The sequence below is a fragment of the Pseudomonas frederiksbergensis genome, assembly GCF_035751725.1.
Taxonomy (GTDB): Bacteria; Pseudomonadota; Gammaproteobacteria; order Pseudomonadales; family Pseudomonadaceae; genus Aquipseudomonas; species Aquipseudomonas frederiksbergensis_A.
In genome coordinates, this window is record NZ_CP142104.1 from 4264206 (window position 1) to 4284993 (window position 20788).

The 20788-nt window shown below is 60.7% G+C and carries 20 protein-coding genes; 8 read left to right on the forward strand and 12 right to left on the reverse strand.

Features of this window, described 5'->3' with window-relative positions; translation table 11 throughout:
- Nucleotides 1–72: 72 nt before the first annotated feature.
- The 8 genes from rffA to VQ575_RS18955 all read right to left on the reverse strand — a co-directional run bounded on the left by rffA (nucleotide 73) and on the right by VQ575_RS18955 (nucleotide 10488).
- Entirely contained in the window at nucleotides 73–1224 is a 1152-nt protein-coding gene (gene rffA / locus VQ575_RS18920; protein ID WP_039593106.1) for a dTDP-4-amino-4,6-dideoxygalactose transaminase, read from the reverse strand.
- Between the two features lie 51 nt (nucleotides 1225–1275).
- On the reverse strand, nucleotides 1276–1953 hold the full coding sequence (locus tag VQ575_RS18925; RefSeq protein WP_039593107.1) for a metallophosphoesterase family protein: 678 nt from the start codon (nucleotides 1951–1953) through the stop codon (nucleotides 1276–1278).
- A complete protein-coding gene (locus tag VQ575_RS18930; protein WP_039593108.1) occupies nucleotides 1934–2911 on the reverse strand; it encodes an ATP-grasp domain-containing protein in 978 nt (325 codons plus the stop codon). Before VQ575_RS18930 ends, VQ575_RS18925 begins: the two co-directional genes overlap by 20 nt.
- Nucleotides 2908–3756: an NAD-dependent epimerase/dehydratase family protein gene (locus VQ575_RS18935; protein ID WP_325918218.1), complete on the reverse strand. Its 849-nt coding sequence runs from the start codon at nucleotides 3754–3756 to the stop codon at nucleotides 2908–2910. The genes VQ575_RS18930 and VQ575_RS18935 overlap by 4 nt, the downstream gene beginning before the upstream one ends.
- Nucleotides 3753–4481 carry a class I SAM-dependent methyltransferase gene (locus VQ575_RS18940; RefSeq protein ID WP_039593110.1) on the reverse strand — a complete coding sequence of 243 codons (729 nt, stop codon included), beginning with the start codon at nucleotides 4479–4481 and terminating at the stop codon, nucleotides 3753–3755. Before VQ575_RS18940 ends, VQ575_RS18935 begins: the two co-directional genes overlap by 4 nt.
- Before the next feature lie 45 nt (nucleotides 4482–4526).
- Entirely contained in the window at nucleotides 4527–8069 is a 3543-nt protein-coding gene (locus tag VQ575_RS18945) for a glycosyltransferase (protein ID WP_325918220.1), read from the reverse strand.
- A 49-nt stretch (nucleotides 8070–8118) separates the two neighbouring features.
- Nucleotides 8119–8820, reverse strand: coding sequence for a WbqC family protein (locus tag VQ575_RS18950; protein WP_325918221.1), 702 nt, complete (start codon nucleotides 8818–8820; stop codon nucleotides 8119–8121).
- A gap of 108 nt (nucleotides 8821–8928) precedes the next feature.
- The gene (locus tag VQ575_RS18955; RefSeq protein ID WP_039593113.1) at nucleotides 8929–10488 is read right to left on the reverse strand and encodes a sigma-54-dependent phenylalanine hydroxylase transcriptional regulator PhhR; all 1560 of its coding nucleotides are present in this window, start codon (nucleotides 10486–10488) and stop codon (nucleotides 8929–8931) included.
- 329 nt (nucleotides 10489–10817) lie between these two features.
- On the opposite strand from VQ575_RS18955, the gene phhA reads away from it, so the two are divergent.
- The 3 genes from phhA (at nucleotide 10818) to VQ575_RS18970 (ending at nucleotide 13251) form a co-directional block, all read left to right on the forward strand.
- Nucleotides 10818–11603, forward strand: coding sequence for a phenylalanine 4-monooxygenase (gene phhA / locus VQ575_RS18960; RefSeq protein ID WP_039593114.1), 786 nt, complete (start codon nucleotides 10818–10820; stop codon nucleotides 11601–11603).
- A 98-nt stretch (nucleotides 11604–11701) separates the two neighbouring features.
- Nucleotides 11702–12058 (forward strand): 4a-hydroxytetrahydrobiopterin dehydratase, encoded by a 357-nt coding sequence (locus VQ575_RS18965; protein ID WP_039593115.1) that lies wholly within the window; start codon nucleotides 11702–11704, stop codon nucleotides 12056–12058.
- Nucleotides 12058–13251 (forward strand): amino acid aminotransferase, encoded by a 1194-nt coding sequence (locus tag VQ575_RS18970; protein ID WP_039593116.1) that lies wholly within the window; start codon nucleotides 12058–12060, stop codon nucleotides 13249–13251. The genes VQ575_RS18965 and VQ575_RS18970 overlap by 1 nt, the downstream gene beginning before the upstream one ends.
- A 75-nt stretch (nucleotides 13252–13326) precedes the next feature.
- Here VQ575_RS18970 and VQ575_RS18975 read toward each other — a convergent pair whose 3' ends face one another.
- Nucleotides 13327–13890 (reverse strand): NAD(P)H nitroreductase, encoded by a 564-nt coding sequence (locus VQ575_RS18975; protein ID WP_039593117.1) that lies wholly within the window; start codon nucleotides 13888–13890, stop codon nucleotides 13327–13329.
- A 154-nt stretch (nucleotides 13891–14044) separates the two neighbouring features.
- Here VQ575_RS18975 and VQ575_RS18980 point away from each other — a divergent pair, with 154 nt between their 5' ends.
- Nucleotides 14045–15499: a TrkH family potassium uptake protein gene (locus tag VQ575_RS18980; RefSeq protein ID WP_039593118.1), complete on the forward strand. Its 1455-nt coding sequence runs from the start codon at nucleotides 14045–14047 to the stop codon at nucleotides 15497–15499.
- Here VQ575_RS18980 and VQ575_RS18985 read toward each other — a convergent pair.
- Nucleotides 15456–16511, reverse strand: a complete 1056-nt coding sequence (locus tag VQ575_RS18985) for an AraC family transcriptional regulator (protein ID WP_082112116.1) — start codon at nucleotides 16509–16511, stop codon at nucleotides 15456–15458. The two genes, VQ575_RS18980 and VQ575_RS18985, sit on opposite strands and share 44 nt — an antisense overlap.
- 298 nt (nucleotides 16512–16809) lie before the next feature.
- Here VQ575_RS18985 and VQ575_RS18990 point away from each other — a divergent pair, with 298 nt between their 5' ends.
- Nucleotides 16810–17121, forward strand: coding sequence for a DUF962 domain-containing protein (locus VQ575_RS18990; protein ID WP_039593120.1), 312 nt, complete (start codon nucleotides 16810–16812; stop codon nucleotides 17119–17121).
- A gap of 11 nt (nucleotides 17122–17132) precedes the next feature.
- Complete coding sequence (locus tag VQ575_RS18995; protein WP_039593121.1) at nucleotides 17133–17714, forward strand: HD domain-containing protein; 582 nt, start codon at nucleotides 17133–17135, stop codon at nucleotides 17712–17714.
- A 43-nt stretch (nucleotides 17715–17757) separates the two neighbouring features.
- Here the strand turns inward: VQ575_RS18995 and VQ575_RS19000 are convergent, their stop codons facing one another.
- Nucleotides 17758–18576 (reverse strand): UDP-2,3-diacylglucosamine diphosphatase, encoded by an 819-nt coding sequence (locus tag VQ575_RS19000; RefSeq protein WP_039593122.1) that lies wholly within the window; start codon nucleotides 18574–18576, stop codon nucleotides 17758–17760.
- Between the two features lie 135 nt (nucleotides 18577–18711).
- On the opposite strand from VQ575_RS19000, the gene VQ575_RS19005 reads away from it, so the two are divergent.
- Both VQ575_RS19005 and VQ575_RS19010 read left to right on the forward strand, forming a co-directional pair.
- Complete coding sequence (locus VQ575_RS19005; protein WP_039593123.1) at nucleotides 18712–19461, forward strand: helix-turn-helix transcriptional regulator; 750 nt, start codon at nucleotides 18712–18714, stop codon at nucleotides 19459–19461.
- 92 nt (nucleotides 19462–19553) lie between these two features.
- Nucleotides 19554–20444: a DMT family transporter gene (locus VQ575_RS19010; RefSeq protein WP_039593124.1), complete on the forward strand. Its 891-nt coding sequence runs from the start codon at nucleotides 19554–19556 to the stop codon at nucleotides 20442–20444.
- Between the two features lie 6 nt (nucleotides 20445–20450).
- Here VQ575_RS19010 and VQ575_RS19015 read toward each other — a convergent pair whose 3' ends face one another.
- Nucleotides 20451–20738 (reverse strand): Rdx family protein, encoded by a 288-nt coding sequence (locus VQ575_RS19015; RefSeq protein ID WP_039593125.1) that lies wholly within the window; start codon nucleotides 20736–20738, stop codon nucleotides 20451–20453.
- Nucleotides 20739–20788: the final 50 nt, after the last annotated feature.

Consider the following 20788-nt stretch of genomic DNA (forward strand, 5'->3'; position numbering starts at 1 on the left):
AACAAAGGGTTCCGGGCTCCTGGGGTTGTGGAGGCGTTATGTCGAAGTCGAAAAACCGGCGGAGTTATGCCGCTAGGTGGCAAGCGCCGCCAACGCACCGCCGAGCACATCGACAACCCGGTCTTGCTGTTCATTCGTCAAACCGAGCCATAGCGGCAATCGCAACAGACGCTCGGAATACCCGTCGGTTATGTCCATCGAGCCGTGCACGCGCCCATACCGCATCCCGCCGGGCGACGAATGCAGCGGTACGTAGTGGAACACCGCGTAGATGGCGTGGCTCTTGAGTTTTTCAAGAACAACTTGGCGCTCGACACCAGGCGCCAGCAGCACGTAATACATGTGCGCATTGTGCTGGCAATTTTCAGGCACTATTGGACGACGCAACAATCCTTGCAGCTCAAGCTCTGCCAAAGCGCCATGGTAGTGATCCCAGATTGCCAAGCGGCGATTGGTGATGGACTGAGCCTCTTCCAACTGGGCCCAGAGGAAGGCAGCCGTCATTTCTCCGGGCAGGAACGAGGAACCCACCTCTTGCCAGGTATATTTATCTACCTCGCCCCTGAAGAACCGACTGCGATCGGTGCCTTTCTCGCGGATGATCTCGGCGCGCAAGGCCATGGCTGGATTGTTGGCCAGTAAAGCCCCACCCTCCCCCGAGATCACGTTCTTGGTTTCGTGGAAACTGAACGCCCCAAGGTCGCCGATGCTGCCCAACGCACGCCCCTTGTAAGTCGACATCACGCCTTGCGCAGCGTCTTCCACCACCGCCAACCCATGCTTGTGCGCAATCGCCAGTATCGTGTCCATCTCGCAGGCCACGCCGGCATAGTGAACAGGCACGATAGCTTTGGTCCGCGACGTAATTGCAGCCTCGATCAAGCGTTCGTCCAGGTTCAGGGTATCGGGTCGTATATCGACGAAGACCGGCACCGCGCCACGCAGCACAAAGGCGTTGGCCGTGGAAACGAAGGTGAACGAAGGCAGGATGACTTCGTCGCCAGGCTGGATATTCAACAGCAGCGCCGCCATTTCCAGCGCAGCAGTACATGAATGGGTGAGCAACGCCTTGTTGCAGCCCGTGTGCGACTCCAGCCAGCCATGACATTGCTTGGTGAATGGACCATCACCGGCGAGCATGTTGCCGAACTTGGCCTGGGCAATGTAGTCCAGCTCCTTGCCGGTCATGAACGGGCGATTGAACAGGATTGTTTCTTGACTCATTGCAAGTTCCCCTGGGTGGGCATGGTCATGGGTGGCGCACAGCACAAGGCATCAAACTGCACTGATCCGCCCACCTATCTGGCTGCCTATGTCGAGATTTTCATAGAAATATGGGGTGAAGCCGGCACGTTTCATGGCGAGCTGGGTTTCGCCGATGTCGTATTCCACCCGGTGCAAGTTGAACGCTTCACCGTCCCAGGTGGCGAACGCTGCCCGGGGATCACCGTCACGTGGCTGGCCGACTGAACCGGGATTGCAATAGACCTTGTCCTCGCCGAGCCATAGGTGCTGGACATGGGTATGACCCGATGCGAAATATCGGCCGGGCAACGGCGCAAAGTAGGCCTGCGAGGGACGCACGTACTCGTCCAGCGGATCGCTCCAGCCACCATGGACGATGCTCAGTCCGTCCTCCGTGGAGCGCTCCGGGAGCGATCCCAACCAGGCCAGGTTCTGCGCAGTGATAACACCCTGTTGATAGTCGAGGCAGGTATTGGCGCTGTTGGAACGAGGGCATCGCTCATCCCTGGCCAGATACCAGTCATGGTTGCCCATCACCGAGAATATGTTTCGCTCGCGCAGGGCCTCGCAACACTCGTTGACTTGACTGTAGTAACCGGCCGTATCGCCCAGGCAGATGATCCGCGATACGCCGAGCCCATCAAGCTTGGCAAGCACTGTTCGAAGGGCGCTGTAATTGCCATGTACGTCAGAAATGATCCCGATCATAGACAATGAAATCCTCTATATAACGAACAGCGAAGCCAGTGCGAATGGTTGGCTGGGCCAGTGTCTTGCCGTCGAGGTAATAATCCAGGCACATCGCGGCCTCGTTGTAGCCAAACGCGCGACGTATCGAGCTGGTCGAGGAGATTCGCGGATTGATCTCGAGCAGGCTCCATGAGCCGCCCTTGCCACGACGGAACTGCAAGTTGGTCGGCCCTACCGGCTTGAAGGCACGGCACAGCCTGGCGACCACATCGTCCAGCGAATCGTCCTGGTACACCCAGGCCTTGGCAGTGGATCCATCGGAAGCCAGCTTGCGCTGGAAGGCAATCATTGGACCGGTATCACCTCGTCCGTCGCCAAACGCCGCCACGGTGAATTCGTCGGCGGCGCTGCCAATGATCGGCTGGGCCATGAGGTAGTCACCCAGCAGTGCGGCGTGCGGGGTGAAATCGCCCTCCTCGCGAACCCAGACCAGCCCTTTGGAGGCGTAACTCCGGCGCGGCTTGAGCAGGAACGGCAGGCCCAAGGCAGCCTTGAGCGAATGGAAGTCTCCCGCCAGCAGGCTGGGAATACGGCTGGAATCCCCGAGGGCCAGCAGCGCCTGGTCCATCGCCCACTTGTCCCTGGAGAGTTCGATCAACTGCTGGTTGTTGAGCACGACCTGACAATCGAACGTGTCCAAGAAGGCTCGGTGGTCCGAGAACCAGTGGATATCCTGTTCGATTCCAGGAATCAGCAGATCGACTTTGTGCAGGGCCAGGGTATCGCCCAGCCACTGGCTATAACCGGGGTCAGCCGTCAACGGAGCTTGCACGAACACGTCGCTCCAGCCACGGCCGACCGCATCGTCGTAGATGTCCGTGCCGACCAGGCGAACAGCGGGATTTGCCGCACGCAGCGACTTGAGCAGGCCATAGCCCATGATGGCGCCTACTCCAGTCACCATGACGGTCTTCATGACAGGATCTCCCGCTGCACTCGCATCAATTCGAAGCCCCGACGAATGTCTATTCGCGGGACGAAATCAATTCGTTCATACAGCTCATGTGAACAATCGAAGTCAGGCAGATCGGGAATGTCGCTTTTTTCCGGCAGGAAGCGGACAGCCGACGGTTTGCCGAACGCCCTGAATGCGGCATGGGCGATCTCGGAAAGACGGGGGGATTCGGGATGGCCGCAATTGTAAAAGCCGGTTACGCCTTTCTCCGCCAGCCGAGCGCAGACCTCGGCAAGGTCGCTCAAATGCAGGTAGTTGCGCTTGGCGTCATTGCTGCCATACAGCTCGACGGTTTGCCCCGCCTGCGCCTTGTCGGCGATGGCGTAAAGCAACGGTTGATGAGGCCTGCACTGCTCGTCGCTATCGTAGACCTGGCTGATGCGCAGGACCGTCAACGCCATGCCGCGCTCTTGGCAGTAGAGGCTCGCCGCTTCTTCGGCATGGCGCTTGGAGAGCGAGTAGATGCCAAAATAGGGATCCGTCGGCTGGTGGCTGGCCCAACGCGACGACAGCAGAATGAACTGGCGTGCTCCGCATTGTTCGGCCAGTCGACAGGCAGCCAGCGTCCCGACAACATTGTTCAGCTCGGCACGAATCAGATCATCCGGCGCGCGACCACCGAAATCGGCTGCGGCCAACACAACGACATCGAAGCGCTCGTCGCAGGCACAGGGTACCTGGCTACTCAGGTCGAAGGTGAGATCGGCCTCCCGACGCCCTGCCAGCTTGACCTGGCCATAGCGTGACAGCATTCGGGCGACCGCCTTTCCAATGACCGAAGTACTTCCGATGACCAGGCTTTTCATGACTGGACGACTGTCGCTTCCAGCATCATCGCGCAGCAAAGCTCAGGGTAGTCGATGCCAACAGTGCACATTGCCTGAACGATGTCCGCACCTAAGTTCAATTCTTTCAATTGTCCAGTGGTGAACGGCTTGAGAAACACACCTTCCTTGCGCACCACCTGGAGCCCGGCGGCTTCCAACTCAGCGGTCAGGGTTTGTAACGAGTAGCTGCGCACATGGCCCAGCTCCAGATCGCCACCGCCCAATGCCGTCATATCGCCAAGCAACCCGGCCGCATGGCCTAACCTGCGATGCAACGACTCACCATTGGGAACCAGTACAAAGCAACGGCCACCCGGCGCCAGGAAGCGCTTGAACCGTCGCAGTATGGTTTGTGGATCCTCGACGTGCTCAAGGACAAATCCCATCACAATCAGATCGAAACGCTTGTCGGTATCGAAGGTCTCGAAATAACCCTCGACGATTTCCGCCTTACTGTCCGGGTACTGGGACTTGAATTGAGCAATCACCGATGCGGAGCCATCAATGACCGTGTGTTCACTGAAAAACCGCGAGAAGCGGTTTGTGCTGAAGCCATGGCCAACACCAAGCTCCAGCAGGCTTTGCGCCTGGGTGCACAGCGCCATGATGCGTTGCGGATACCAGTTGAGAATGATGTTGTTGTCATACGCATAGCCAAAGCTGTCGCTGTAGGCTGCGATGAAGGAATCAAGATCGTTGCTCATGTCACATGCACTCCGCTGGGCAGTCAAAGTAATAGTCAGTACAGATCAATCGGCCAGCCAGGCCCGTCGCCAGGCCTCCAGGCGTTCGCCTTCGAGCAACCACTGCGCGCGCACCGTCGACTGCAAGGCATCGCCCAAGGCCGCGGACGCGTCGCGGTCTTCCAGATGCAAACGAATCGCCCGGACCCAATCTTGCGTCTGGTTATCTACTCGCGTCAGCGGCAGAACCTCGCCCCCGACGAAACCCGGCACACGACTGCAAATGACCGGATGCCCGTACGCGGCATGCTGCAACACACGCAAGTCACCCGAACAGGCATTGCCAACGGTGTGCGCCATGGGCACCAGTGCCAAGTCAAGATTCAACGCGGCCATGGCTGTTGCCAACTGCTGCTGCGGGACATTGGGGTGTTGCTCCTTCAGGAATGGCTGCAGCGCCGCAGGGCAGTCACCTAGCACCACCCAATCCACTTCACCCGCGAATGCGGGCAGCACGTCAGCCAGCAGTTGAGTATCCTTGCCGCCCAGCCAGCCCAGGCGCGGCTTGGCCCCTACTCTCCGGTTGCTTTGTACACGCCCCCATTCAGCCGGTAGCACGGGCTCCAGCACGCGGATGTCGTCGTGCTGGCCTTGCAGCAGTTCAGCCAGCGCCGCCGTGGGGACCAACACCCGATCGACCTGCAGCAGCCCGAACCGCAGACGCTCCAGCAGTTCATCGGCAGAGCACGCCCCCTTCAAGTCCACCTCCGGCAAATAACCGTCCAGATCGTAGACGGTAAAGGCCTTGGAAAACGCTCTCAGGCGGCTCAGGGTAAGAAGCCCGGCATCATCCAGAGGACGCTGCAGCACCACAGCGGTCGGTGCCAGGCGCTCGATCTCCACCGGCGACAACAGACTCGAAACGGCAGCGCCTTCGATCTGCCCCGCTTCGACCAAAGTGCTGAACGGCTGGACCAGCCGCGAATAGGCCCCCGCCTGCTGGTCGGTGACGCAAACCAACACCTTCGGGACGCTGCCTTGCAGAGGAAACCAGCTCAGGTCATTGTTTTGCGGAACAAAGCCGCCAGCGGCGCGCAGAGAAAAATTGGCGTTGTAGGCCGGATCGCAGGCCAACCGAGGCATCCAGCGGGCAAAAAAGGCATCCTCCTGCTCGCTACTCGCCTGTATATCTGGCAAAGGGTCAACCAACAGTCGTGCAAAAGGCGTCCAGACATTCACGTAGCCTGCCTGCTGCAGCTTCAAGCACAGGTCAACATGCGTCCAGGGTGCCAACAGCGGATCGGTATCGAAGCCGCCGGCCTCAAGGAACAGGGATCGACGCAGCATCAGACACTCGCCGCCCAGGGCCGAATAGCTCTGCTCAAGTCCGAGCCGTCCCATGTGCCCTGCGGCATGGGCCGACGCGCCCTCAAAAGCCCGACCGACCACACCACCCAGCCCCAACACCAGGCCCGCCTGGCGTATACGCCCCTGGCTATCCTGCAACTTGCCTCCCACGGCGCCGACTTCCGGGCGCTGGGCCTGATTGAGCAAAGCTTGCATCCAACCCGGCTCAAGCACAGCACTATGGGCGTCGAGCCAGAGCAAGTAATCGCCCCGCGCCTCCTGCGCCGCCGCATTGCACATCGCTGCACGGGACTGGCCCGGCATGAACCGCAATAACTGGAAACGGCCTGCACCCATCTGCTCCACCAGCCCCAGCCACTCCAGCAATGCCGGGTCGTCGTTGCCCGGTTCGATCAGCAGTACTTCGAAGTCCACGGCGCTGGTCTGTATCAGCAGGCTTTCCAGGCAACGCTGGAAATTTGCCAGTTGCCCTTCCAGGTAAATCGCAATACTGACCGAGGCCTGTTGTTCGTGGCCGTAGTCGATACGATAACGACTTGGATCCTCTTGCAATGCAATGGCTCGCGCCTGAGCGTAGCCACGCGCCTGCAGATGAGCTTCCATGACGGCGCGCTCATCGGAGCATTCCGACTGTCGTAATTCGTTGGCGATCAGCAGGGGTTCGCTGACATGGCCAATGCTCGCCATCCCTTGCTCGCCGATCAGGCGCAGTTGGTAAGCCAACTCGAAGGCGCCACCGCACGAGGGGTCAAAACCGCTAAGGCGCACCAACGCCTCGCGACGATACATCCAGTGGCGGGAAAGACTGGCCGCAGAGGCCAAGAGCAAATCGAGATTCAGGTCGGGCCGCAACGAAAGATTAACGACCCCGCCTATACGTACGGCTTCGTCGGCGAAAACCGCCAGGCAACTGTCGGGGGCTTCGAGCAAATTCACCGCCGCCACCAGCAGCCCCGCGGCGACGAACGTCTCCCCTGCCTCGACCAACATGAGCCAATCGGTCTGGGTGCCGTCGAGCAAACCATTGATCACTCCCGCCGGTCGGCCGGGATCTCCCTCTACCCATTGCACGTTGGCACGCGCCGGGTCAGTCCCACCCACCACGCACACATGGATACGCTGATACAGCTGTTGATCCAGGCTGTCCAGGGTCAGGGCCAGCGCCGACTGATCTCCATTATCGCGGACCAGAACAGTGAAGCTGGGCGCAGTTGGGCTCGCCAAGCGCTCATTGATCTGGAGCAGTTGCTGAGCGGTCGGGGTACGTTGGCGCAACCAATCGAGCACACCCAGACGGTTGCCGACCGCCTCGCGATCGGCAGCCTCCTGGGTCCTGTCGATAAACACGTCCAACTGTTGCCAGAACGATGCCGTGCGTTCGACATAACGCGGCAAGGCTTCACCGAGGCTAGCTCGAGCATGTGCCAACGGCTCCGGATGATCGAGCATGGCGAAACCGACACTGCCGAAGAAGCTGTTGTCGAGCAGTGGCTGGTCGACGCCATGGCCTGGAATGAAGATCACCGGGCAGCCACATAACACCGCCATTACGCAGGTCATCGACCACTCATAGGAATACATCACCTCTGCCTTGCGCAGCGCCTCGGCCAACTGCGGCAGGGTCAGGGGGTTGGTCATGCTCAGCAGGCGGATATCGGCTGGCAGTAGTGAGTAATCGACCTGCTCCAGCGGATGGCGGTTCTGGTAGAGATAACTGCCCGCGCGCTCGGTTCCGGCGGGCGGTGGCGCGAACAGTTCGATGTCGATGGCCGGCAGGCACAGCAAGTCGCCATCTGGATCACCACGGTGCTCGGCGAGCCGGGCCGCGTAATAGAAAAACAAGTCGGACGGCGCAGCGTCCATGCCATTTCCCGTGAGGAACCCCTCGAAATTCAGCAGGAAACGCGCCACGACCGAACAGTTGAGCGGATTGCCAGGGAACACCTCGGGATAAACCGCAATTGGCACTTTGCCTGCCGCCTTATGGCGCTGCTTGATTGCGGAAGTGATGACCGGTGTCTTCAGGTCTGGATTGACCACGTCCGAGCCACACATGTAGGCCTCACGCCCACTAAGATTGAGCATATGGCAAAGATAGTGCAGGGAGACGACGCCCGACGACGACTCACGGTATGCCGGCGCCAGGAAGTAATAAGGATGCTCGGGCTTGGCATACATCAACCGCAGACGCGCCAACGCCTGTTCGTGCGAGTAAGCGTCCAGCTGCGCTAGGTTAGACATCGGGTGCAATCTCCAGAATCAAATCAATCAGGGGTGTCGCAAGGCCCGCTCAGGCAGTCCATTTCTTCAGAAAAGCCGATGCATCCGCGCCGGTATTGAACAATAGGTCGATGACACTGAGCGCATGTTGGAACTCTCCGTACACCTGGGGATATTCGGGATAACCTGCATAGCTCATGTACGAGACCGAAATGCCCTTGGCGGCGAACGCCGCTTCGTCGAGGTAGTGACTGGCTGCCGGTCCCGAGAGGTACTCGCTGGCGCCCAGGGTATGGCACAAATGGATAAGGCGTTCATTCTTGCCCTCCACTCCCCCTAGGTCTTCGGAACGGTAAAGCGGCGTATGAATTCCCAGCAGGGGACACAAGCCGGCGATGAACAAGTGGTTAATGCGGCTCAGATGAGTCAGGTTGGCAGCCTGCTCGTAGAGCGCGCGGATCGGCGCCTCCATCTGCGCGAAACACGCTGCGCGCCGGTAGCTCTGCTCGATCGTCTTCCAGTGCGCCGGTGCCCAGTCCGGATGGGTGATCTGGACCTCATTGATCAACTGTCCGAGACGGCCCTTCTTCATGACCGGAATGCTCAGCCAATGCTCACCCTGGGCAGTCTTGATCTTGTTACGGTTGCGCCAATCGCTGCGGGTGTACTGCACGTCGTCATAGAGGATGAACGCATCGACGCTGCGGATCAGATCGAAATAGCCCTTCCAGGGAATATAGTTCGACTGCACCACAGCTATTTTCTTATGCATCCTTAACCTCACGTACGCGGCGGAAACCGGGGGCCCTGCCCTGTCAAAAAATCGCCACCCGACATGAATAAGCGTGGACAGGACGGGACACAGCAAATCTCATACCAGCTAGGATTCGGTTTTGCCCACCTCATACTCTCTCAACTTATTAGCAATAGTCGTATGGGAAACCCCCAGCCGCTTGCCCAGTTGCCGGCTGCTCGGGTGTTCGGAATACAGGCGTTCGAGGACGGCCTTCTCGAAGCGGCCAACGATCTCGTCCAACCCTCCGTCGAGGGAAAAATCGCCGAGGGGTTGGCGCACGCCGTAGTCCGGCAGGCGGATGTGCTCGGCCTTCACCGTGCCGCCGTCACACAGGGAGACGGCCTGGAACAATACGTTTTCCAACTGCCGGACGTTGCCCGGCCAATGGTAGTGACTGAGACGATCCATCGCCGCCGGGGCCAGCTTGGGCAGCGGGCAACCGATCTGGCGACTGGCCTGGTCAAGAAAATGCTCGACCAGCGGGGCCAGCCCATCGAGGCATTCACGCAACGGCGGAATGTGCAAGGACAGCACATTCAGGCGATGGTACAAATCTTGACGGAATTCTCCCCGGGCACAGAGCTCGGACAAATCGACTTGGGTCGCGCAAATCACCCTGACATCCAGGTACACCTCTTCGTCGCTGCCTACGCGACGGAAGCACCCATCCTGCAAGAAGCGCAGCAGTTTCACCTGCAGGCGCGGGCTCATTTCCCCGACGCCGTCGAGAAACAGCGTCCCGCCCGCCGTCAGTTCCAGCAGGCCGAGCTTGCCTTCGGCCCGGGCGCCTTCGAAAGCACCTGGGCCGTAGCCGAACAGCTCGGTTTCAGCCATCGACTCCGGCAGACCGGCGCAATTGAGGGCCATCAACGGTGACTGCCCTCGTGGACTGGCCAAGTGGCAAGCACGGGCCAGCAATTCCTTGCCGGTACCGGTTTCGCCTTCGATCAACAACGGCGCGTCGAGAGGCGCCATGCGCCGGGCCTCCCGGACCACTGCGGCCATCACTTTCGAACTCTGGAAGATGCTGTCGAAGCCACGCAGTTCTTGCTTGCGTACGTTATAGATGCGCTCGCCCACCCGGTCGGCGCGGTGCAGCGTCAGCACCGCGCCGGCCATGGCTTCGCTGTCGTCATGTTCCGATTGCAAGGGCGCGATGTCCGCCAGGAACACGTCGCCCTTGACCTTGACCCGCAAGCCATTGATGCGCGACTTGTTGGCGCGCACCAGTTCCGGCAGGTCGAAATCCTCGGCGTAGCGGGACAACGGGATCCCCGGCACCTCGTCCACCCGAACTCCCAGCAACTGCGCCGCCGCCCGGTTGGCCGCGACGATGGAGCCGCCCATGTCGATGGACAGCACCGGGAACTCCAAGGCGCCTAGCAAGGCGTTGAGCTCCATGTGCCGACGTTCGCTGGGCATCAGGCCTACACGCTTGACGCCGAATACCCCGGCGATGCCTTCGAATTTCGGACGCAGGGCTTGGAACTGGATATTGATCAGGTTCGGGCAATGCAGGTAGATCGCGTTGCCATGCTCGCCCCCTACTTCACCGCGGGCGACGTTGATGCCGTATTCCACCAGCAGGTTGAGAATATCCCGCAGGATGCCGATGCGGTTCTGGCAATGGACTTTGATGCGCATAAAAGGCCCGATGTGTTTGCAAGCATGGAAATGGGTGGGCTACCTCGTAGCCCAGCGGGAGCAATCTCCCTCGCCACGGTTTTCTGCGCTGCGGCGCAAATAGCCGTCAAGATTATGTGACAGTTGTAGGAAGTTTCCCAAGCAAAAACGCCCGAAATATCGAGACGCACCGACATACGTAACGAAATTTTTACGATATGGGTTATGACGGGCCGTTTAACCTCGGGGTAGCCTGCTGCGCCGATCACTGCTTCAAGTTATCTCTACTGCATCGCTGGATATAACAACAAACAAGTCTTCCCCCTGAGGGATATCAGCAGGAGAGCAGCATGAAGCAGACGCAGTACGTGGCCCGCGAGCCCGATGCGCAAGGTTTTATCCACTACACCGCCGAAGAACATGCGGTGTGGAACACGCTGATCACTCGCCAGCTCAAAGTCATCGAGGGCCGTGCGTGCCAGGAATACCTGGACGGCATCGACAAGCTCGGCCTGCCCCACGACCGCATCCCGCAACTGGACGAAATCAATAAAGTGCTGGGCGAAACCACTGGTTGGCAGGTCGCCCGGGTGCCGGCGCTGATCCCCTTCCAGACTTTTTTTGAATTGCTTGCCAGCAAGCAGTTTCCAGTCGCGACCTTCATTCGTACCCGTGAGGAACTGGATTACCTGCAAGAGCCGGACATCTTCCACGAGATCTTTGGCCACTGCCCCTTGCTGACCAACCCTTGGTTTGCTGAATTTACCCACACCTACGGCAAACTCGGCCTACAGGCTTCCAAGGAAGAGCGCGTCTATCTGGCGCGCCTGTATTGGATGACCATCGAGTTCGGCCTTGTGGAGACTCCGCAGGGCCGGCGCATCTATGGCGGCGGTATCCTCTCGTCGCCCAGGGAAACCGTGTACTGCCTGTCTGACGAGCCGGAGCATCAGCTCTTCGATCCGTTGGAAGCCATGCGCACGCCGTATCGCATCGACATCCTGCAGCCCGTGTATTTCGTGCTGCCCGAGCTCAAGCGCCTCTTCGACCTGGCCCATGAAGACATCATGGGCATGGTCAAGCGCGGGCGGGAATTGGGGTTGCACGCGCCGAAATTCCCACCCAAAGCGGCGTGAACCGCTAGTTTTGATTCCAATTGAGTCTGTTGCGCCAAGCGGCTTTGCTTTAGCGTGGCGCATCGACGTTTAATAAATATTCGATCCAGGAACACACCATGAACACTCTGAACCAAGCCCACTGCGAAGCCTGCCGCGCTGATGCCCCGCAAGTCAGCGACGAAGAACTGCCAATGTTGATCAAGCAGATCCCCGACTGGAACATCGAAGTGCGCGACAGTGTGATGCAGCTGGAGAAAGTCTTCCTGTTCAAGAACTTCAAGCACGCCCTGGCATTCACCAACGCCGTCGGCGAGATCTCCGAGGCCGAGGGCCACCACCCAGGCCTGCTCACCGAATGGGGCAAAGTCACCGTCACCTGGTGGAGCCATTCGATCAAGGGCCTGCACCGTAACGACTTCATCATGGCCGCCCGCACCGACGAGGTCGCCAAGACCGCCGAGGGCCGCAAGTAATGCATTTCGATGCCATCGGTCGCGTGCCCGGCGACCCGATCCTGGGCCTGATGGAGGCCTATGGGGCGGACAGCAACCCCGGGAAATTCGACCTGGGCGTGGGCGTCTACAAGGATTCCCAGGGCCTGACGCCGATCCTGCAGTCCGTGAAACAGGCCGAGCAGCGGTTGGTGGACCGCCAGTCCACCAAGACCTACATCGGCGGTCATGGCGATGCCGCGTTCGGCCAGTTGATCAATGCGCTGGTGCTGGGTGCCGACTCGCCGCTGATCAGCGCAAAACGCGCCGGCGCCACCCAGACACCCGGCGGCACCGGCGCCCTGCGCCTGAGCGCCGATTTCATCGCCCAGTGCCTGCCGGGCCGTGGCGTCTGGCTGAGCAATCCGACCTGGCCAATCCACGAAACCATCTTCGCCGCCGCAGGCGTCAAGGCCAGCCATTACCCCTACGTGGGCGCCGACAATCGCCTGGATTTCGACGCAATGCTCGCGACCCTGGGCGACGTGCCGAAGGGCGACGTGGTGCTGCTGCATGCCTGCTGCCACAACCCGACGGGATTTGATCTGTCCCACGAGCAATGGCGCCAGGTGCTGGAAGTGGTGCGCAGCCGTGATCTGCTGCCGTTGATCGATTTCGCCTACCAGGGCTTCGGCGACGGGCTGGAACAGGATGCCTGGGCCGTGCGGTTGTTTGCCGAAGCGTTACCCGAAGTATTGGTCACCAGCTCTTGCTCGAAGAACTTCGGCCTCTATCGCGACCGCACCGGCGCGCTGATTGTCTGTGCCCGCGATGCCGACAAGCTGGTCGACATTCGCAGTCAGCTGGCCAACATCGCCCGCAACCTATGGTCGACGCCGCCGGACCATGGCGCGGCGGTGGTGGCGACGATCCTTGGCAATCCGGAACTCAAGGGCTTGTGGGCAGACGAAGTGGAAGCCATGCGCCTGCGCATCGCGCAACTGCGCAGCGGCCTGCTGGAGGCGCTCGAACCCCACGGCTTGCGCGAGCGCTTTGCCCATATGGGGGTGCAACGCGGGATGTTTTCCTACACCGGCCTGACGCCGGAACAGGTCCAGCACCTGCGCGAACGCCACAGCGTCTACATGGTCGGCACCGGCCGGGCCAACGTGGCCGGCATCGACGCGACACGCCTGGATGCGCTGGCCGTAGCGATTGCGGATGTCTGCAGGTAGCTTTCTGTCGCCGCTGGTCTCATGGCGAGGGAGCTTGTTCCCTCGTCACAAAAAAGCGGAGCCAGGCTGGTTCTACTAGACGCCCGTCCACTCCCGGACAAACTGCCCGATATCCTCTTGCGGCGCCGTGCGCGCTTCTCTCTGCGGTGTGCCCAGGTAGAGGAAACCGATCACCTCTTCCCCGTCGTCAAGGCCAAGCCCCCTGGCCACGTGCGGCGAGTACGCCAGTTCGCCGGTGCGCCACACGCCGCCGATCCCTTGGGCATACGCGGCCAGCAAAATGCCATGGGCCGCGCAGCCGGCGGCCAGCAGTTGCTCGGATTTCGGGATCTTGAAATGGTCCTGCAAACGGGCAATCACCACCACGACCAAAGGTGCGCGCAACGGACCATTGAGGGCCTTTTCCACAACGGCTTCGGGCACCAGCGGATCATTGAAACGTGCGGCTTCGGCCAGCAACTCACCCATGCGATGACGCGCTTGCCCTTCGACCGTCAGGAACCGCCATGGGCGCAATTGGCCGTGATCGGGGGCGCGCATCGCGGCCGCAAACATGACTTCGCGCTGTTCCGGCGTGGGCGCCGGGTCCACCAGGCGTGGAACGGAAACACGGTTGAGCAAAGCATCTAAAGCCTGCATCGGCGACCTCCTGGAAAAATGTTCGGCTATTCTAGTGGCTGTGCCGTCAATTCGTTAGCCCAAATTCAGATACGAGCAACGCCGGACGCCGGTTTACATGCCGCTTGTCGCAGGTAGAATGGCGCCCTTTCCCCTTTCAGCCCGAGCGGACTTCATGGCGTTGCCGACCCTGCGGATCATTGGTTTCATCATCGGCATCTTCCTGATCACCCTGGCGATCTTCATGGTCGTGCCGATGGCCACGTTGCTGATCTACGAGCGCACCGGCGATCTGCCATCGTTCCTGTGGTCGAGCATGATCACCTTTGTCGCCGGCCTGGCGCTGATTCTTCCCGGGCGCCCGGAGCATATCCATCTGCGCCCCCGAGACATGTACCTGCTGACGGTCAGCAGTTGGCTGGTGGTGTGTGTGTTTGCCGCGCTGCCCTTCCTGTTGACCCAACACATCAGCTACACCGATTCGTTCTTTGAAAGCATGTCGGGCATTACCGCCACCGGCGCGACGGTGTTGAGCGGCCTGGACACGATGTCGCCCGGGATCCTCATGTGGCGCTCGCTGTTGCACTGGCTCGGCGGCATCGGCTTCATCGGCATGGCCGTGGCGATCCTGCCGCTGTTGCGCATCGGCGGCATGCGGTTGTTCCAGACCGAATCGTCCGACCGCTCGGAGAAAGTCATGCCGCGCTCGCACATGGTGGCGCGACTGATCGTGGCGTCCTATGTGGGCATCACGATCCTCGGCACCCTGGCGCTCTGGTGGGCCGGGATGAGCCTGTTCGACGCGATCAACCATTCGATGTCGGCGATTTCCACCGGTGGTTTCTCCACTTCGGACCTGTCCCTGGCCAAATGGACCCAGCCCGCCGTGCACTGGGTCACCATTGTCATCATGATCCTCGGCAGCCTGCCGTTCGCCCTGTACGTCTCGACGCTGCGCGGCAATCGCCGGGCGCTGATCAAGGACCAGCAGGTCCAGGGCCTGATCGGCGTGCTGCTGGTCACCTGGCTGGTGCTTGGCACCTGGTATTGGGCGACTACCGACCTGCATTGGCTCGAAGCGCTGCGGCACGTGGCCTTGAACGTGACATCCATCGTCACCACCACCGGTTTCGCCCTGGGGGACTACAGCCTGTGGGGCAATTTCTCACTGATGTTGTTCTTCTACCTTGGATTCGTCGGCGGCTGCTCGGGCTCGACTGCCGGCGGGATCAAGATTTTCCGCTTCCAGGTCGCCTATATCCTGCTTCGGGCCAACCTTAATCAATTGATTCACCCTCGTGCGGTGATCAAGCAGAAATACAACGGCCACCGCCTCGATGAAGAGATCGTGCGGTCGATCCTGACCTTTTCGTTCTTCTTCGCCATCACCATCTGCGTGATCGCCCTGCTGCTGTCGCTGTTGGGCGTGGAATGGATGACGGCGTTGACCGGCGCGGCCAGTACCGTATCCGGCGTCGGTCCGGGGCTTGGCGAGACCATCGGGCCGGCCGGCAACTTCGCGCCGCTGCCGGACGCGGCCAAGTGGATCCTCTCGGGCGGCATGTTGTTGGGCCGACTGGAGATCATCACGGTGTTCGTGCTGTGTATTCCGGCGTTCTGGCGTCACTGACCGGCTTGGCCACGCCCCGCGCCCGATAGTCGCCGGGCGTGGTGCCGAACCAGCGGCGGAAGGCCCGGAAAAAATTGCTCGGGTCGGCAAACCCCAGCAGGTAGGCGATCTCCAACAAGGTCATGCTCGGTTGCGCCAGGTATTGCTCGGCCAGCTCGCGGCGGGTGTCGTCCAGCAAACTCTGGAAACTGGTGCCCTCTTCCTGCAAGCGCCGCTGCAAGGTGCGTTGCGACAGGTGCAGCGTCTGCGCCACCACGTCACGCTTGGGTTCGCCCTGGGGCAACAGCCGACACAGTACCTGCCGCGCCTGATGCGTGAAGCGACTGCCGGAAAACCGTGCCAGGTACTCGCCTGCAAAACGATCGTGCAACACCGCCATGGCCTCGTTGGCGGTGGGCAGCGGTGCTTCCATGTCGTCCTGCTGGAAAATCAACGCGTCGTAGGGCGCGTCGAATACCAAGGGCGCGCCGAAGGCCTGTCGATAAGGTCCGACATCGGCGGGCTCGGCGCCCTGGAACAGCACCTTCACCGGGTGCAAGGTCCGTCCGGTCAGCCAGTTGCACAAGGCCAGCGCACAGGCCAGGGACGCTTCGGCACTTTGCCGGGTCGGAGGGAGGTGGTCGCCGTGGACCGTCAGGATCAGCCCGTAGCCTTCATTCAAATGACGGAAGCTCAGGTCGGCGCTTTCGGCGATGATCCGCTGATAACGCACCAGCCGCTGGAACCCTTCGACCAGTGTCCGACTGGACATCAACGCGTAGCCCACCACATGGAACGACGCCGGGCGCACCACCTTGCCCATGTTCAGGCCGATGGCCGGGTTGCCCGACTGCTCCACCGCCAACTGCCAGAGCCGTGTCATCGAATCCTGGGGAAAGCGCGCATCCGGATCGTCCAGCGCGTCGAAATCCAGCCCCAGTTCCTTGAATAGCGCCCGACAGTCCAGGCCGTCGATTTCCAACGCCTTGACAATCCCCATCGCCCAGCTTGAAGAAGTCGTTCGTTCGCTCATGACGTTTTACTTGCATGACGAGCCGCAGGGTACGGCTGGATTTGCGAAGGATATCAGTGTCCTGTCTTACGAATACGTTCCTTTTTGACGAGTGGCTGTTGTCGTCAGGCAAGGCGCCGCGACGAGTCATAGCCCGCTATGGCGAGGAGCGGCAACGCAGCATGACGGCAACAGACGCCGTCCAAAAGGAACAGTATTTGTAAGACAGGACACTAGAGTGGCGCTGATTGTCACTGGCTGTTAAAGGTGGTCGCTCTAGACTTCAAGCACCAGAACAAAAACCAAAGAGCCTGCAGTCTTGGAAAACACCAAACGCTTCAACAGCTTCGCCGAGTTCTATCCCTACTACCTCAGCGAACACAGCAACAGTACCTGTCGACGCTTGCACTTCATCGGCACCTCGCTGGTCTTGCTGGTTTTCGCCATGGCACTGGTGGTCGGTGCATGGTGGCTGTGGGTCGCCCTGCCCGTGGCGGGCTATGGCTTCGCCTGGGTCGGGCATTTCTTCTTCGAAAAAAACCGGCCCGCGACCTTTCAGCATCCGTTCTACAGCCTGCTCGGTGACTTCGTCATGTACCGCGACATGCTGGTGGGCAAAGTCGCGTTCTAGAAGGATTGCGAATGAATTCTCACGCACGCTTCACCCACATGCAGGACGGGACCCAGGAAGACTGGGCGATCATCGCCGCCGATTTCAGCGCCTACGCACGGCAGCTGCCGAGTCGGGTCCTGGCTCACCTGAAATTGCTCGACGGCGATTTTGGCGGATTCCCGGTGGATCGCCTGACCCATTCCCTGCAAACCGCCACCCGCGCCTACCGTGATGGGCGGGACGAGGAATATGTGATCTGCGCCCTTCTCCATGACATCGGCGATACGCTGGGCAGCTACAACCACCCGGACATCGCCGCGGCGATCCTCAAGCCATTCGTCAGCGCCGAAAACCTTTGGATGGTAGAGAAGCACGGAATCTTCCAGGGCTATTATTTTTTCCATCACCTGGGCATGGACCGGCATTTGCGCGAGCAATTTTGCGAACATCCGCAGTACCAGGCGACCATCGACTTCTGTGCGAAATACGACGCCGCGGCGTTCGATACTGGGTACGACACCCTGCCGCTGAGCTTCTTCGAACCGATGCTGGAAAGGGTATTCGCCGCGCCGAAGCAATCGATCTATAAGGCGGCGATGGCCAAAACATGAGACGAAGTACCCTCGCCACAAAAACTCTCCACAAAAAAGAAGCTCAAGCAGGCTCAGCCACCTTCAATTCAGCCTTGAGCAGCGCCTCCCGCGCCTGGGCGTCCGCCAACCGATATAACTCGATCGTCCCGTCCCAATGCTCGATCAGCGCGGTGCAGGATTCGACCCAGTCGCCACAATTGAGGTATTCCACCTCGCCGACCTTGCGAATCTCGGCATGGTGGATGTGCCCGCACACCACGCCATGCAACTCACGCTTCACACATTCGTGGGCGATGGCTTCTTCGAAATCGCTGATGAAGCTGACCGCGGTCTTGACCTTGTGCTTGAGGTACGCCGACAGCGACCAGTAACCGTAGCCGTAACGGGCTCGCCAATGGTTGAGCCAGCGGTTCAGCGTCAGCGTGAATTCGTAGGCCGAATCCCCAAGGAACGCCAGCCAACGGTGATAACGGGTGATGACATCGAACTGATCGCCATGAATCACCAGCAGGTGACGGCCGTCGGCGGTGACGTGCACCGCTTCGTCCACCAGTTGGATATTGCCGAGGATCAGCTTCGAATAACGCCGCAGGAATTCATCATGGTTGCCGGTGACGTAGATCACTTCGGTGCCGCGCTTGCTCATGGTCAACAGGCGACGAATGACGTTGGTATGGGCCTGGGGCCAATACATGCCGCTGCGCAGCTTCCAGCCGTCGATGATATCGCCCACCAGATAGACCTTGTCGGCGTGATAGCCCTTGAGGAAGTGCGACAGGTGTTCGGCCTGGCAGTCCCGGGTGCCCAAGTGCACGTCGGAAATCCACAGGGTGCGAACACGCTGCTTGCGGCTGGGTCTGGCGAGCTCGGCGCTGGTCATTGGGCAACCCTCTGATCGTTTTCACCACAGTGCACCCGAGCGGTTAATGCTCCGTGACAGCAATAAGTCGATTACATGACAGCGCGAAGCGTCGCGCCCTCGGTGTAGACTGACCGCCAGCCACGGGAGACCGCGATGAGACCGATCCTCACGCTACGCCACTACAGCCACGATCTGATTGTCCACAGCCATGACCACGCACAATTGGTGTTCGGGTTGTCTGGCGCGCTGGACTTCGAAGTCGAGGGTCGTGGCAGCCAAGTGGTACAGCAGAGCTTCGTCGTGGTGCCGGCCGGCGCTCATCACGCGTGCGGCAGCCCACAAGGGAGTCGCTGCCTGGTGCTCGATGTGCCTGGCGACGAGTGGGTCGGGCAATGCCTGGGCGACCATGCCGACGCCAGCCGCCGGTTGCTCGACAGCACCAGTCGCCTGCCGTTGGACGCGGGGCAAAGCCAGTTGGTGACTTGGTTGGCGAGTAGCCCGGTGGACGACCCGGTGATTGCCCAGCAAGGCGCAGTGCTGTTGCTCGCCAGCCTCAACGGCGGGCGCCAGGAAACCGCCGGCGGCCGGCGCCTGCCCTATGCCGCACTCAATGCTCATATCGACCAATATGCCGCCTACCCGCTGCAAGTGGCGGACTTGGCGCGCGTCGCCGGGCTTTCCAGCGCTCGCCTCCATGCCCGCTTCGTCGCCGAATGCGGGCAGACACCGATGGAGTACATCCGCAGTCGCCGCCTGCACAAGGCCGTAGGGTTGTTGCGTGACTCGCAACTGCCGATCGGTGAGATTGCCCATCGGGTTGGCTACAGCTCGCAAAGCGCTTTCGCCGCAGCGGTGCAGCGCGAATTCGGCGTCTCACCGGGCAAGCTTAGGCAGTCACGCTAGTCTCGCGCTAAAAATCGCTAGGATCGCGACAGACAAGAACGCTTGGCAGCGGGCTTAATAGCCGAACGTCCAACCGTTCACCAAGGATTGCAATGACACCCCGTACCGCCCTCGGCGCCCTGCACATCGGCGCACTCATGTTCGGCCTGACCGGTGTATTCGGCAAACTCGCCGCGGCCTCGCCGGCGGTCATTGTATTCGGTCGCGCGGTGTTCGCCGTGCTGGCCCTGGCGGCGTTTGCCCGATTCGCCAGCCCTACCCGCTGGGAAAAACTGCGGGGCCGGGACACGCGCCGGTTGCTGCTCGGCGGCCTGTTGCTGACCGGGCACTGGGTGAGTTTCTTCATTTCGGTGAAAGTCGCGGGCGTCGCAATTGCCACCCTGGGATTCGCCAGTTTCCCTGCCTTTACGGTACTGCTCGAAGGGCTGGTATTCCGCGAGCGAATCCGCGCCAACGAAATCCTGCTGGTGGTGCTGGTGAGCGTCGGCCTGGTGTTGGTCACGCCAACCTTCGACCTGGCCAGCGGCGCTACCACTGGCCTGCTCTGGGCGGTGGCCTCGGGGCTGTTGTTCTCACTGTTGTCGCTGACCAATCGCGCCGGTTCCGGACACGTGCCGCCGGTACAGGCCGCGCTTTGCCAGAACGTCGTGGTCGGTCTCTGCCTGCTGCCGATGGCTGCGCCGCAATTGGCCGAGGTTCGTCCGCTCGACTGGTTGTGGATCGGCCTGCTCGGGGTGTTCTGCACCGGCCTGGCCCACAGCCTGTTCGTCGCCAGCCTGGCGGTGATCAAGGCCCGCACGGCAGCCGTGGTGTTCGCCATGGAGCCGGTCTACGGCATCACCATCGCCTGGCTGCTGTTCGATGAAAACCCGACGTTGCGCATGTTGCTCGGTGGCGTGCTGATCATCGTTGCGATCGTGGTGTCGAGCCAGCTGGACGGCACGAAGAAATCCAACGCTGGCGCCCAGGCCCCATCTCACTGAGCCCGGTCATTGAATCCTGTCGTTGTGCCCCAGGTCGCGCTCCGGGTCGATCTGGTCGCGGACCCGCTGCTTGAGCACCTTGGCTTCGGGAAACCCGCCATCCGCCTTGCGCTCCCAGATCTGGGTGCCATCGCAGCCAATATGGAAAACCCCACCGGTGCCTGGCACCAGGGACACCTTGGCGAGGTCGTCGCCGAATGTGCTGAGCAGTTCCTGGGCCAGCCAGGCGGCCCGCAGCAGCCACTGGCATTGGGTGCAGTAGGTGATGACGATTTCCGGTTTGTGTGCGCTCATTGCGGGTGAACTCCTGGTTCCAAAGGCGTCGTTATACTACTCGCCTTTGA

Coding starts and splice junctions, on each gene's coding strand:
- rffA (WP_039593106.1), bottom strand. CDS start 1,224: ATGAGTCAAGAAACAATCCTGTTCAATCGCCCGTTCATGACCGGCAAG.
- VQ575_RS18965 (WP_039593115.1), top strand. CDS start 11,702: ATGAACACTCTGAACCAAGCCCACTGCGAAGCCTGCCGCGCTGATGCC.
- VQ575_RS18975 (WP_039593117.1), bottom strand. CDS start 13,890: ATGCAGGCTTTAGATGCTTTGCTCAACCGTGTTTCCGTTCCACGCCTG.
- VQ575_RS18925 (WP_039593107.1), bottom strand. CDS start 1,953: ATGATCGGGATCATTTCTGACGTACATGGCAATTACAGCGCCCTTCGA.
- VQ575_RS18995 (WP_039593121.1), top strand. CDS start 17,133: ATGAATTCTCACGCACGCTTCACCCACATGCAGGACGGGACCCAGGAA.
- VQ575_RS18950 (WP_325918221.1), bottom strand. CDS start 8,820: ATGCATAAGAAAATAGCTGTGGTGCAGTCGAACTATATTCCCTGGAAG.
- VQ575_RS18955 (WP_039593113.1), bottom strand. CDS start 10,488: ATGCGCATCAAAGTCCATTGCCAGAACCGCATCGGCATCCTGCGGGAT.
- VQ575_RS18940 (WP_039593110.1), bottom strand. CDS start 4,481: ATGAGCAACGATCTTGATTCCTTCATCGCAGCCTACAGCGACAGCTTT.
- VQ575_RS18930 (WP_039593108.1), bottom strand. CDS start 2,911: ATGAAGACCGTCATGGTGACTGGAGTAGGCGCCATCATGGGCTATGGC.
- VQ575_RS18945 (WP_325918220.1), bottom strand. CDS start 8,069: ATGTCTAACCTAGCGCAGCTGGACGCTTACTCGCACGAACAGGCGTTG.
- VQ575_RS18970 (WP_039593116.1), top strand. CDS start 12,058: ATGCATTTCGATGCCATCGGTCGCGTGCCCGGCGACCCGATCCTGGGC.
- VQ575_RS19000 (WP_039593122.1), bottom strand. CDS start 18,576: ATGACCAGCGCCGAGCTCGCCAGACCCAGCCGCAAGCAGCGTGTTCGC.
- VQ575_RS18985 (WP_082112116.1), bottom strand. CDS start 16,511: ATGAGCGAACGAACGACTTCTTCAAGCTGGGCGATGGGGATTGTCAAG.
- VQ575_RS19005 (WP_039593123.1), top strand. CDS start 18,712: ATGAGACCGATCCTCACGCTACGCCACTACAGCCACGATCTGATTGTC.
- VQ575_RS19010 (WP_039593124.1), top strand. CDS start 19,554: ATGACACCCCGTACCGCCCTCGGCGCCCTGCACATCGGCGCACTCATG.
- VQ575_RS18980 (WP_039593118.1), top strand. CDS start 14,045: ATGGCGTTGCCGACCCTGCGGATCATTGGTTTCATCATCGGCATCTTC.
- phhA (WP_039593114.1), top strand. CDS start 10,818: ATGAAGCAGACGCAGTACGTGGCCCGCGAGCCCGATGCGCAAGGTTTT.
- VQ575_RS18935 (WP_325918218.1), bottom strand. CDS start 3,756: ATGAAAAGCCTGGTCATCGGAAGTACTTCGGTCATTGGAAAGGCGGTC.
- VQ575_RS19015 (WP_039593125.1), bottom strand. CDS start 20,738: ATGAGCGCACACAAACCGGAAATCGTCATCACCTACTGCACCCAATGC.